We start from the raw sequence: 13,887 nt of genomic DNA, 5'->3' as shown, positions 1-13,887 counted from the left end.
TATTGAGATCAGGAAATCATCATTGAAAAATTCACTACAAACAAAAACCCGCCTCAAAGAGCGGGTTTTAAAGTAAATCAATCGCTAACCAGCTGCCACCTGCAATCAGCTAAACCCGACCGCAGTTGGCAAACTGGGATCAGAGCCAAACCGCTTCGCGGGGTTGGATCTGACTGTCAGTGTGTAATTAAGTTTGTGACTAATGTAGGTTCTCCAATCAAATGGTTTTAGAGCTGACTCTAAAACGCTATACACCTTGTCACTTGACTTAAAATTGTGATGTTATCTTTCACTATTAAAACGTGTAACTAACACCCATATTTAAGTTTGCACCTAATCCTTTAACGCTGTAACCAGTACCGTACCTGAACGACTGCGAACGGGCCGGGAAGTAATCTTCATTCAGCAAATTCTCAATACCTGCAAACAGTTGCCAATTGTTTATCTGATAGTTCGCTGACAAATTCAGCACATCGTAACTCTTCACCGGGCCTTGGTCACCTGTGTAAAAACCATCAGCGTTAGGGCTAAAACGGTCCCGGTTAAATACGTGCAGCCAATACATACTAAAACTCAAATCAGCGCTCGAGCGGTAACGCACAGAGCTGGTCAGTTTTGGCGCACTAATTTGGCGGGCACCCAGGTAAATATCGTTTTTCGTATCTTTACCTTCAGCGTAGCCATAAGCAGCGCTTAATTGCCACGCATCAGACAAACGATACTCGCCAGATACTTCATAACCCCAGATTTTTTGAGGTGCCCGCACCGGCCGGTAAATGCCAGTAGCACTATCAAGTTGGCTACCAGTGCCTAATTCAGACTCGCTGCGATAAACTGCAACATTCAGGTACAAAGCATCAACCTGGCTGCTAAAACCAGCTTCATAATTTTTAACCACAGACGCTTCGCTTTGGATCAAGCTGATAGCATTTACCGTTGCAGTGCGCAGCAACAAACCCAGGTCAGGTACTTCAAACCCTTCGGAGTAACTAACATAAGGTGAAAAGGCATCAGACCAGCGATAACGTAAGCCCAGATTGTATGTGGTTGCATCGTAATCTATTTTTCCGCCAGTGACAGCCATCGGTGTTGAGCAGGTTTGAGCATTGCGGCATAACCTTAAGGTGTCATAGTCAGCTACCTTCACGCTGACCGACTCGCGCCGCGCACCGGCTTTTAATGTCCAGTCATCACCGAACGCCCACTTGCTTTGCACAAATAAGCCCTGGGAGCCCATATCCATTTCCGGTACCCAAATACGACCATCTAATAAGGGTTGCGATGTGACATCCTGCAGCACATCGACACCATAGATGAAAGTCGCATCAACCAGGCCTAATGTTACGGCGCTGGTCAGTACGGCGCGCAGGCCGTCTTTTTCCGATAAGATGGCCGATTGGCCACCGTCAAACTCCTGCTCTGGATTCGCCAGCGTTGCTGACCAGAAAAACACGTTGTCGATTTTCTGCCGGTAAGCATCCACAACCAGACCGGTGTTACTAAATAGCTCATTATGCTGATATTTCAGCATCAGATTATAATTGCCTTCAGGCCCTTGCGGCGCCCCCTGCACCACCTCACCTGCCGTCAGCGGCACAGAATAGGTTTTCTCACCCAAATCAATATTGCCAGCAACATCACGGTACTTCGCATCTTGATCCGAGTCGTAATAATTGTAACTGAACTGCAGCGACTGCTCGTCATCAAGCTGGTAGGCTAATTTCACAAAAGCATCACGCTGCCGACTGTCCGACAAGCCATATTGCAGGCCAAGAATATCGCCGTCAGCATCGCGTTGCACACCGTATTTCTCCTGCGACAACTTAGCCACATAGCCCAGCTTGCCCGCATTTCCATTAACCGACAGTACGCTGCGATAACCGATGCTATCTTCAGCTTTAACCAGACTGCTACGGATTGATTGCGACAGCATGACATTAGCTGCGCCCTCACCCGGCTTTTTCGTGATGTAGTTAATCACGCCCCCTGCAGCGCCATTCCCCCAAATTGACGTTGCACCATTCACCACTTCAATACGCTCAATACTGGCCGGATCTAAAGTCCGAATACCGAGGCCGCCATTACGCAAAGGGGTGTCTTGTGGTACTCCATCAATCATCACCAATACATTGCGACCACGTAAAGTCTGCCCAAAATTACTAGTACTGCCAGTACCAGGTGCCATACCCGGCACAGCAAGTGACAGCAGGTTTTGTAGTTCAGAGCTCACCTGCAGGTTTTCATTAATGGTTTGCTGATCTATCAGGGTAATACTGGCCGGAACTTCGTCCAGACTTTCTACTATACGGCTACCGGTAATAGTTATCCGCTCAATACCCTGAGTTTCAGTGGCACTGTTCGCTTGCGCCACTACAGGGTTTAACGCCAGAAACACGGCTAAATACGTCATATTGCGAATACCAGTCATAACTACTTCCAAATGAGGTGAATGCTAAAATTGAGCGCATTATAAACGCCTAAAAATCAATTAACAATCGTTATCATTTGCATTTACTGACGCGTAGTTGCTGCTGTCTATCCAAAAGGAGCAGTTCAAATGCAGGAGAATGCGCTAAACAACAATCTGTTTACAGCGCACTGCAGGGCTCGTCGGGCGGGTACAATTTTTACTTATCAAAGATGGCATACTGCGACGACAGCACGGTATATAAAGTTAACAATTGCTCGATAGAAACTGGTTTACTGTATAAATAACCTTGCATATAGTGACAATTTTTACTCAGCAGATAATCTCGCTCAGCTACGGTTTCTACACCTTCTGCTATACAGACAACTCCCAAACTATCTGCCAGAGTGATAATAGTGTCGATAATGGCGGTATTGTTGGATTTAGTGATGTTCGATACAAAACTGCGGTCTATCTTGATCGCATCCAGTGGAAAATCCTGAATATATTTCAACGAAGAGTAACCAGTACCAAAATCGTCCAAAAAGATCTGAAACCCAGCGTCTCGCAGCTCGTTCATATTATGGATAGCATTGCCTTTATTCTGGATCAAGCTCGACTCCGTGATCTCAAGTCGTATTAGCTTTGGTGACAAGCCCTTTTCCAGAATAATCTTTTTAAACAGCGCAAGAATCGAGTGTGAACACAGTTGTGTTGCTGTTAGGTTGATGGACAAATAAAGCGTGACGCCCTGGTTCTGCAATAACAAGATATCTTCACAGGCTGTTGCAAGAGACAAACAGGTTAATTGGTCAATCAAACCGCACTGCTCAGCAATCGGAATAAACTCGTCAGGCGGCACAAACTGGCCATTGTTGTTCCAGCGGAGCAGCAACTCTACTCCAACCGGTACACCACTTTTTGCATTGATAATCGGCTGATAATAATTGAGCAACTTATTCTGCGAGATTGCATCCCTTAACTGCTGCTGCAGAATAAATTTTTGTTTGGTTTGCTCCAGAAGCCCGGTTTGATAAGAATAATGTTGATAACCACCACTGTCTCTTGCAGCACGCAGCGCAAGCTCGGCTTGGTTCAGTAATTGTTGTCCGGAATAAGGCTCATTAGCACTGCACGCCGTACCCGCTATACCTGATATCGTAATGTCCTGTTCATGAACAGTGATCGGAGTGTTAATCAGTGATAGTAAGCGCTCAGATATAATGCTTACATCCCCAGCTTCACTGTTTTGCAGGGCGACTACAAAAGTTGACTCTGCAGCATGAATTAATAAATTGGGCGTACTTATTATGCTACGCATACGTGTCGATAGTTGTAACAGTGCAGAATTTGTCACTAAGTCGCCAAAAGCACTTTTAATTTCGCTAAATTGCAACAATTTGATGACAATAAAGGCACTGAATTGCAGCCCGTTTTCCGCTTGTGTCAGGTATTGCTGCAGTAAATTACGGTTAGGCAGCCCAGTTACCTGATCATAGTGCGACAAGTGCTCAAGTTCCTGCTCTGTTAACTTATGTGAGGTAATGTCGGTGTACAACCCATAAATCTGCTGTGGCTTGTCTGATTGCAATACGGACAGCTTGCCGACATCTTTAAACCAGCGCCATTGGCCTTCGTTCGTTTTTATCCGGTAAATACAATTAAACTCGGTGCTCTCGTTATCTTTCAGCGCTTGCCAGTTTTGGTAATAACTGGCCCTGTCATCCGGGTGCAGTTTCGCCAGGTAGTCCTCTATACTGTAAGTGTCCTGCAACGTCGGAAAAATAAATAACATACGACTGGAATGGATAAGGCAGTTCTGGTTAAGGTCTGCTTCCCATACGTCACTAGAAGCCACTGCCAAGGCCAACTCAAGCTTATTTTTTACCTGCCTTAAAGCGTTATGCTGTTCAAGTAGTATGGTTCTTTGCTTTATTTTGCTGCGAAGCCAAAGCATTACCATGCTGAGAACCATTACCACATAAAGCGCATAGGCTAAGGGACTACGCCAGGGCGGATAATCTACACTGATCTGCATCAAGGCGGGTTTGCTGTATTGCTCTGTTGCCGGGTTAAAAGCGCTGACCTTCAAGGTGTACTTACCTGGTGTCAAATTTGGCAATGACAAATAGGGAAAAGGTTTGATGTAATCCGGTAATTCCATTGACCCACTCAGGTCAAACCTGTATTGGGTGTCATTCTGTAGTTTGTAATCAAATGCCGAAACTTGGACCCTCAAGCCATAATCATCATGTGCCAGTTTAAGCTCTTGTTGTTGTGCTGGTATAAGTTGTGGTACTAATTTTTTTGATTCAAGCGATACATTCGTAAAATATAACGTTGGCTGGGCCTGTTTTTGAGCGATAAATTGATTTGCTTCAAAAATCGATACTCCCCGCATCGAGCCAAACACCATCTTGTTATTGTGCTGTGAGAGATGGCCCGAAGTACCATTAAACTCGTTATAAGCCAAGCCATCACGACTCGTAAACTGACGCAAAAGCCGCAGCTTGGGGTTAAACCGCCATAATCCGGAATGGCTACTCATCCACAAATAGTCCTTATTGTCTTTTTGCAGCGCATACAAGGTAGAAGTTGATAAGGAGGGCTCATCCGGATTGAAAAAAGTGCTCTTCAAAGTAAAATTCGTGCTGTCCAGCTCAACCAACCCCAGACCAGAGATTAAAAACCACAGGCTTTGGTTCACTTGCTGCATTCCTTCCCCAAATAAAACTTTGTCTTTATGTTGCTCTGGTAGCTGATATACCAACGATACTTTGTCTTGCTCCAGCCTGTATCGCCAAATCGCGCCTTGGTAAAAAAAGAAGAACTCATTTACAGCTGCAGGATCAGCGCCAAACCATTGCGCGTCTTGAGGTGAAGATAAAAACAATGACAGAGATTTCAAAGGCTGTGTACTACTGTCGTTTTTTATCCGAAATGCCCCTTTGGCATTAATAATTAATAAGTCGTTGTCAGCAGTTTGTGTGACACTGTAAATATATTGCTGAAACACATCAGAGTTTTGTATTGAAGTTGGTACCACGAGCTGATTTAAAACGGTATCAAATTGTACTAAAGACACTGCTGTCAGCAGCCATAAATAGCGGTCAGATGCATGCGGGTAAATACCGTATATTGTCGCTGCTGACTCCACAGCTGCACTATCGCTATTCACCAAAAACTGTTTAATTTCACCGCTGTGCCATTGATAACGGTTCAGGCCGTTTTGCGTGCCAATCCATAAATCTGTTGCAGTGCTGTGTAAACCGAAGACAACATTATGGCTCAGTGTATTTTCACCGGTGCGATTAAACACATTTTCAAAACCGGCGAACTGGCTGTTCCAGAAATAAGCCCCATCTCCACGTGAGCCGAGCCAGAAGTTGCCATCATCTAATTCAATAAAGTCCAGAATGGTATCGTCGGCATAAGCAAAAGCAGTACTCCCTGGCTGAAACAACGTCTTTGCTGTGATTGCTTCAGCATCCAGTTGTAACAAGCCAGAGTCAGTAGCCAATAAAATACCGTATTGTTGCGACAGCTTAATTTTCCAGACGTTGTGTTTTGGTAGCAATGTCTCAGCCAGCACCTCAGCAGAGGGCTGCCGTAAAACACTGATTGGTAAGCGATATAGGCCTCTGACAGTACCGATCAGTAAATGCTCGTCATGCAGCAACAACGCTTTACTGTTGAGCTGGTCTTCGACGGCATTTTCCGGTAAATACGGTAGTGGTTTTAATAGTTTATTGGATAAATCGAACTGGTATAACCCCATCGACGTAGCAATAATAAGGGTATCCTCGAAGCGAAGTATATCGCGTATGTGGTGAACAACAGGGTCTTTCCCAGTGAACGTAAATACTTCGCTAAGGTTACCGTCTTTATTCAACTGATATACGGACAGTTCATTGGCATACCAGCGTTCTTGCTGCGCATCTTCGCGGATTATATAGATTGCCCGTGCCCGGGAAAACGCCCCTTTACTATCTCGTTGCAGATAGCGGGCATGACCTGTTAACAAATCCATCTCAATGAGACCTGCATCCGCTGTTGCAACATGCAGTTTGGTATCAGTAACAAAATCAAAGTCCCAGACAATATCGCTGCTTAAATTAAGCGCCGCACGCATGTGCTCTACACTGGTGCCATCAAACCGGTCTAAATCACTTTCTGTGGCTAACCAAAGCTGCTTTTTGCTATCCAGCTTCATTGTGTAAACCACGCCCTGACTTAAACCATTGTCAGGAGAAAGACGCGACACATTGGGGGTGGCAGATACCAGAGTACAAGTAAAAACGGACACAATGAACAGTAAAAACCCCGGCCAACAGCGAAGAGGCTTATAGCGAGTCACAAAAGCGCTGCAGGCAAGAAATATGGTCTGAGTAAGAAACGGCATATTTGGATTTTTATCTAGGTTTGTAAGCCGGACGATAGCACGATAGTAGTACAAATCCCCAATTGCTTACATACTGTTTTAGTAATAAACGAGTGTAACCCAAAGCCGGGATAAGAAAGTTTGCACTAAAGGCTCTCATCGTGATCGGATCTTTCGATCGGCCTCTCAATCACAACAAAGAGGATCTGTGCACAAGTTAGTGGAAGTTTTTTACGATATCGATGATTTTTCTGCGGTTTTCATCCCTGAATGGGGAAAATTCTTTTAACCGATGGAACACGCAAGCTGCAGCGTGCTGGGCGCATGCCAATGAGTGAAATTATGACCATTATTACCTTATTTCAGATACTCAACGCCTCTTTGCAGTTACTTCGTCAGCCTGAAAAGCCAGCCAACTGGCATCGGATCTGTTGATTCCACCTGTATCAAAGTCTGTCACAACTTGCGAATTCAGCGGCGAAAATCCCCTCTGCCAATCTGCATGACAGCAAAACATGGTCCAGTGATCGACTGGAGAAAGGCATTACGCTGGTGACCAACCTATGTAAAAGCATGAAAGCAAAAGCCATATCCTTGTGGGACAGAGTCATGCATTCAAGGTGCTTTATCATCGATACCATCAACGACCAGTTGAAAAATATCTCACATAGAACGCTCCAGACATCGCAGTGTTCATAGCTTTTTGCAGAACATGATAGAAGAGCTCATCGCTTATTAATTGAAGGGCAATAAGCCACAACTGAACATCATAAACGCGAAGTTTATTACTGTTACAGTCATGACTCGTTAAACCGATCTCTGGTTAATTAGACGTCGTGTGCCTCAAACTTGTACATCTAATTGTCGACGAGGCCGATACATCAGATAATACGCTGCCGGGATCACAAACATCGACAGCAGCGGCGCAGAAATCATTCCGCCGACCATAGGGGCCGCAATCCGCTGCATAATCTCACTGCCGGTGCCCGCTCCCCATAAGATGGGTAAAAGACCGGCCAGGATCACAGCAACTGTCATGGCTTTGGGCCGCACGCGTAACACTGCGCCTTCACGAATGGCATCCAGCAAATCAGCTTCACTGCTCTGATGTTGATCGGTTCGTGCCTGCCATGCTTGTTTGAGGTAAAGCAGCATGATCACACCGAATTCGGCAGCCACACCGGCGAGGGCGATAAAACCCACTACGCCAGCAACAGAAAGATTGTGACCGAGACCAAACAACAACCAGATCCCGCCGACCAGTGCAAAAGGCAAGGTTGCCATCAATAGCAAAGCCTCAGCAAAGTGCTTAAAGGTCAGGTAAAGCAGGATAAAAATGATCAGCAAAGTAAACGGCACAACCAGTTTTAGCTTCTCTGTGGCTCGTTCAAGAAATTCAAATTGTCCTGACCACGAAACTGAATAACCGGGTGGTAATTTGACCTGCTCAGCGACGGCTTGTTGCATCTCCCGCACCGCGGTGCCCAGATCCCGACCACGCAGGTCCACGTACACAAAGCCCGCCAAACGTGCGTTTTCACTGCGCAACATCGGTGGACCGTCTTCTATACGAATGTTAGCGACATCACTAAGTATCAACTGCTGCCCTCTGGGTGTAACAATAGGCAAACTGCGTAACAGTGCTAGTGAATCGCGGACCTCACGTGGGTAACGAACGTTGATGGGGTAACGCTGCAGCCCTTCAATAGTTTCGCCAATGTTCATCCCGCCCACAGCACTGGCGACAGTCAACTGGACATCAGCGATATTCAGCCCATAACGAGCCGCCCGCTCGCGCTGGATATCGATATTGACATAACGTCCTCCCGTCAAACGCTCAGCAAAAGCGCTGGTTACTCCGGGAATCTGTTTAACCTTTTGCTCAATCTCTTTTGTCAGTTGATTAATCACCGAAAGATCGCTGCCCAACACCTTCACCCCTACCGGACTTTTGATACCTGTGGCCAGCATATCGATACGGTTACGAATTGGCGGGATCCAGATATTCGTCAGGCCGGGCACCCGCACTGTTCTGTCCAGTTCTTCAATGATCTTTTCCGCCGTCATTCCTGAACGCCATTCGCTTTTGGGCTTAAACTGAATGGTGGTTTCAAACATAACCAGCGGTGCTGGATCCGTTGCAGTATCTGCTCTGCCCACTTTTCCGTATACACTGGCAACTTCGGGTACCGCTTTGATCAGACGATCGGTTTGCTGCAGTAACTGCGCAGCTTTACTGGCCGACAGGCCCGGCAGTGCCGTTGGCATATACAGCACATCACCTTCGTCAAGAGGCGGCATAAATTCAGTGCCAAGATGTTGTAATGGCCATAAACTGGCCACAAAAATGACAAAGGAAAATACAATGGTGGTCCAGGGAAAACGCAATACGATATTTAGTAAAGGCCGGTAAGCAGCGCTTAACCAGCGATTAAGCGGATTCTTTTGCTCAGCAGGGATCCGGCCGCGGATCAGGTAGCCCATTAGTACGGGGATCAAAGTAACCGCCAGACCAGCACTGGCTGCCATAGCATAGGTTTTGGTAAAGGCTAGTGGCGAAAACAGCCGTCCTTCTTGTGCCTCTAATGTAAAAATCGGCACAAAAGACAAGGTAATGATCAATAGAGAAAAAAACAGCGCAGGACCTACCTCTGCAGCTGCATCGGCGATCACCCGCCAACGAGTTTCACCATGCAACAACTCCTCAGGATGATCCTGATGCCATTTCTCCAGATGTTTATGAGCGTTTTCAATCATAACCACAGCAGCGTCAACCATAGCACCTATGGCAATGGCAATGCCGCCCAATGACATAATGTTGGCATTGACCCCCTGCCAATGCATCACAATAAATGCAGCCAGAATACCTAAAGGCAAAGAGACAATAGCCACCAAAGCTGATCGGAGATGGAACAGAAACAGCGCACAAACGACTGCAACAACAGCAAACTCCTCAAGCAGTTTGAAGCTAAGATTCTCAATGGCTCTTTCAATAAGCCTCGAACGGTCATAAGTCGGCACTATTTCCACACCGGGCGGCAGACTCTTCTTCAACGCCGTCAATTTTGTTTTGACCGCCGCTATGGTTGTTAAGGCGTTCTCACCGGAGCGCATAATAATCACGCCTCCAACGGCTTCGCCCTCACCGTCCAGCTCGCCTATCCCCCTGCGCATCTCTGGCCCAATCTGAACATGGGCAACATCACCCAGCAAAACCGATACTCCGGCATCAGTAGTTCTCAGTGGAATGGCACGAAAGTCGTCCAATGTTTTCAGGTAGCCGGAGGCTCGTACCATAAACTCAGCCTCTCCCATTTCCAGTACCGATCCACCCGATTCCTGATTAGCCCGGCGAATGGCCTCGATCACTTGCTCCACAGGAATACGATAAGCAGCAAGTTTGTCCGGGTTCAGTACCACTTGATACTGCCGTACCATGCCGCCGATAGTCGCGACTTCAGCCACTCCGGATACTGCCTTTAATTCAAACTTGAGAAACCAGTCTTGCAAGCTGCGCAGCTGGGCCAGATCCTGCTGACCAGAGCGGTCGATTAATGCGTACTGGTAAATCCAGCCCACCCCAGTCGCATCAGGACCAAGCGCTGAGCTTGCGCCCGGAGGTAGCCGGGATTGCACCTGATTGAGGTATTCAAGTACTCGCGAACGAGCCCAATAGAGATCAGTCCCATCTTCGAACAACACATACACATAACTGTCGCCAAAAAACGAATAACCACGCACCACCCGCGCCCCAGGCACTGACAACATAGTGGTCGTCATCGGATAAGTGATCTGATTTTCAATCAGCTGAGGTGCTTGCCCTGGCCAACTGGTACGGACGATTACCTGAGTGTCCGACAGATCTGGCAAAGCGTCCAGCGGAGTACGAAGCAAAGAGATGACGCCCCATGCAGCTACTAGCAAGGTGGCAAGTAAAACCAGAATGCGGTTGCTAATCGACCAGTGGATCAAGCGGGCAATCATTGCTCACCTCCGTTTGCCTTGTTTTGTTCTGGTTGCCATTGGATAATCAGTGGCGCTTCGTCCTCCGGCAGGAGAAACTCAATTTGTATCGTGCTACCCACCTCAGGTTTGATGGATGAGTGATCAGGAGCCAACCTGAAATCCATCGTCATGCCAGGCCATTTTAATGCCGGTATTTCCGGATGCGTCAGCGTAAGGGTTTCATCGGCTACTGCTTCCACTAATGCAGATGTGTGGTAGCTTTGAGCCTCTGGTGTTACTGAACCTTGTTTCTTGTCTAAAGACCAACGGCCTTCAACACCTTTTAAGTTGGCTTCAGAGTCGATAAGGAATTGTCCGGAAAGCACAATTTTTTGCCCTTGCTTTAATCCTGACAAAATTTCAGTCTGACCGTTCTGTTCATAACCAATACGCACTTCGAACGGACGAAAGGCTTCATTTTCAACCCCAATAACAAGGGTTCGTTGACCGGTACGTACCAGCGCCTCTGACGGAACGACCAACGCAGTGCGGGCTGGTCCGCCGCTGAGCTTCATCTGCACAAACATGCCTGGCACTAACAATTCGTGCGGGTTATCGAGCACCATCCGGGCTTTACGTGTGCGGGTCGTTGGATTAATCTCAGGCAATAAGGCTTGCACCTGACCACGGAACACTTCTGCTGGTAACGCAGCAGTTTGTGCCTCAACTTCTGAGCCAACCCTCACCTGAGCGGTCAGACTTTCCGGTATTTCAGCCTCAACCCACAGACTCGAAAGACTGTTGATGCGCATAAGCGGCGTCCCCATAGTTACTGTGGCTCCGTCACGAACCATCAATTCCGTGATAACGCCACTGGCCGGAGCGCTGAGCGTGATACGGGCATGAACCTGCCTTGTGCTTTTTACCTGGCTGATCTGAGTTTCGGTCATACCCGCCTGACGCATGCGCTGCAGGGCAGCTTGAGTAAGCCTCTCCAGCCCCTCTGTTTTCAAACCCAGAGTGGTCAGGTAATCTTGCTGCGCTGCTACCCAGTCCGGTACATAGAGCTCCAGCAATGACTGTCCCTTACTAACCGGATCTAATGCTGTGCGGACATGTAGCTTCTCCACAAAACCAGTTGCGCGAGCCTGCACCATAAATTGGCTACGGTCATTCCACGCCACTGTACCCACAGCTGATAGTTCAGGAGTCCATTGAGCCTGCATCACTTCACCAGTCCGCACGCCCAGATTCTGCTGAATACGCGAACTGACGGAGACTGTACTGTTGTCTGAGCTTTCGGCTCCGGCGTAAGTTGGTACTAACATCATATCCATAAAAGGAGATTTTCCCGGTGCCTCAAACTTGTTCCCCGGAACCATAGGATCGTGGTAATAGAGAATTTTTCGCTCTGTAACGGGATCTATATCTCCGGCCTTTAGGCCTGCTTCAATATGGCGCTTCGAGGCAACCTCACCTTCAGCGATCCCCCAGGTCGAGGGGTCAACGACTTGGGTTGTTCTTTTAGTTTCTGTGGACCCGACACTTAATGCATGCGTCTCTCCGTTGCTGAAACCTAATTGATAGAAACTTAGTCCCCCAGCCATGAGTCCGGCTGTTATCACTACGATGAGCAGAATAGTTTTGGTACTCATGGCAAAGTCTCCTCAGCTGAGTGATTAGACGGATGGTATGAGTTGGTTGGTCTGCTGTAGTCGCGGGGAATAAGAAATTCCAGTTCAGCCCACCAGGCAGCTGTCTGTTTTTCAAGACCTAGCTTGTCTAACTGGGTGTCGATCAGCATTCGCTGAGCTTCAAGTACTTCTGCCAAAGATGCCTTGCCGCCACGAAATGCAGCAATTAAAGCCTCCACGCGCTGGGTTGCCAGCGGGATCAACCTCGTGTTGTAATTATCCAGGCGGGTCAGGTTGCTGCGCCAGTTTACAAGGAGTCTTTGAGTCTCAAAAAGGTGCTCACGCCGCAATTCTTCGCGCTCAAAACGCACCTGTTCAACTTGCGCAAGTCTGGCTGCAACTTCTCTGTCTTGCTTGTTCGCCTGATCCCACTGCAGAGGGATGGACACGCCAAGCGATACCATATCGCCAAACTGACTGCCTCTCTTGCTGTACATAAGAGACCAGCTCCAATCAGCATCTTTTTCCAGTTCAGCCAGGTCGACATCCGCCAGCGCAATACGCTCACGGGCATTCAGCACGGCGACATCCGGATGCAAATCAATATCATCTGCTAACTGGTGTGCTACAAGACGAGTACTGTCAATGCGGGGCGGGAGGGCAAGTGGATCTGAAGCCGCGTCACCAATCCAACGTTGCAAAAGTGCCTCAATGGTGCTGAGTTCCGCCCTCGCCTCCAGCATTCGGTTGTCAATTTGTGCTACTGCGGATTGCGCCGCCAGGACGTCAGCCTGACTAAGACGGCCAGCACTATAAGAGGATTCGATAGCCTCACTCACCCCTTTGGCTTCGTCACGCTGACGTTGCAACAGTTCGAGCATTTGCTCTTGGTAATAGCGATCGAACCAGGCCTTGGCTGTTTGAGTGAGTAGCCATGCTTTAAGTAATGATTGCTCAGAGGATGCCGCCTCAGCTTCGCGTTCATAACGAACACTGCGCGCCTGACGTTTATCAGCTGCTGTAAACGTCTGCATCAGGCTGACTGAACGCATGGTCATAAAATCATCAGTCAGACTGTAGCGCATGGCTCCTTCGACAGGCAGATTGTCTACAGACAAACGCAGCAGAGGATCAGGCAGGCGAGATGCGGAAACTGCCATCTCACGCGCAGCTCGTTTTACTGAATCCTGAGCCTGAAGTGTTGCAGAACGGCTTTCAGCAAGCTCCAAAGCAGCTTGCAGAGTCAGTGCTGTTGAAGATGATTGCGCTGCTGCAACATTGGCAAAACAAAGCAACAAACAAGCACTGATAACGAAGTTGTTTGAGCAGAGCCTATGGTGGCGAATTGGAGATAACAGAGACCCCCTGACGCCCAATGTAAAAATTGAATGCATTTACGTAATTCCATCAATGATCTTCGCCCAGGCTCTGCGAGCCCGGTTAAAAAGCTGTTGCCTGTATTGGTCAACAACCACATTCCTGGTTAGATGGGATTACTGAATAGAAGGAGGCCGCCAATG

5 protein-coding genes and 1 pseudogene are annotated in these 13,887 nt (G+C 47.8%); 1 reads left to right on the top strand and 5 read right to left on the bottom strand.

Features of this window, described 5'->3' with window-relative positions; all coding sequences use genetic code 11:
- Positions 1–295 precede the first annotated feature (295 nt).
- Together LSG34_RS08590 and LSG34_RS08580 are read right to left on the bottom strand one after the other, a co-directional pair.
- The gene (locus tag LSG34_RS08590; protein WP_269822843.1) at positions 296–2,428 is read right to left on the bottom strand and encodes a TonB-dependent receptor; all 2,133 of its coding nucleotides are present in this window, start codon (positions 2,426–2,428) and stop codon (positions 296–298) included.
- A 199-nt stretch (positions 2,429–2,627) separates the two neighbouring features.
- Complete coding sequence (locus tag LSG34_RS08580) at positions 2,628–6,863, bottom strand: EAL domain-containing protein (protein ID WP_233008410.1); 4,236 nt, start codon at positions 6,861–6,863, stop codon at positions 2,628–2,630.
- 145 nt (positions 6,864–7,008) lie between these two features.
- Between LSG34_RS08580 and LSG34_RS08575 the strand changes: the two are divergent.
- Positions 7,009–7,599 (top strand): annotated as a pseudogene (locus LSG34_RS08575) (transposase).
- A gap of 32 nt (positions 7,600–7,631) precedes the next feature.
- Here LSG34_RS08575 and LSG34_RS08570 read toward each other — a convergent pair.
- From LSG34_RS08570 to LSG34_RS08560, 3 genes are read right to left on the bottom strand one after another with little or no spacing between them, the layout of a single operon-like run.
- A complete protein-coding gene (locus tag LSG34_RS08570; RefSeq protein ID WP_233008409.1) occupies positions 7,632–10,772 on the bottom strand; it encodes an efflux RND transporter permease subunit in 3,141 nt (1,046 codons plus the stop codon).
- On the bottom strand, positions 10,769–12,388 hold the full coding sequence (locus tag LSG34_RS08565) for an efflux RND transporter periplasmic adaptor subunit (RefSeq protein ID WP_233008408.1): 1,620 nt from the start codon (positions 12,386–12,388) through the stop codon (positions 10,769–10,771). The genes LSG34_RS08570 and LSG34_RS08565 overlap by 4 nt, the downstream gene beginning before the upstream one ends.
- Complete coding sequence (locus tag LSG34_RS08560) at positions 12,385–13,761, bottom strand: TolC family protein (protein ID WP_233008407.1); 1,377 nt, start codon at positions 13,759–13,761, stop codon at positions 12,385–12,387. Before LSG34_RS08560 ends, LSG34_RS08565 begins: the two co-directional genes overlap by 4 nt.
- Positions 13,762–13,887: the final 126 nt, after the last annotated feature.

Source organism: Rheinheimera faecalis (assembly GCF_021290965.1).
Classification (GTDB): Bacteria; Pseudomonadota; Gammaproteobacteria; order Enterobacterales; family Alteromonadaceae; genus Pararheinheimera; species Pararheinheimera faecalis.
This window is presented reverse-complemented; position numbering and strand designations above follow the sequence as displayed.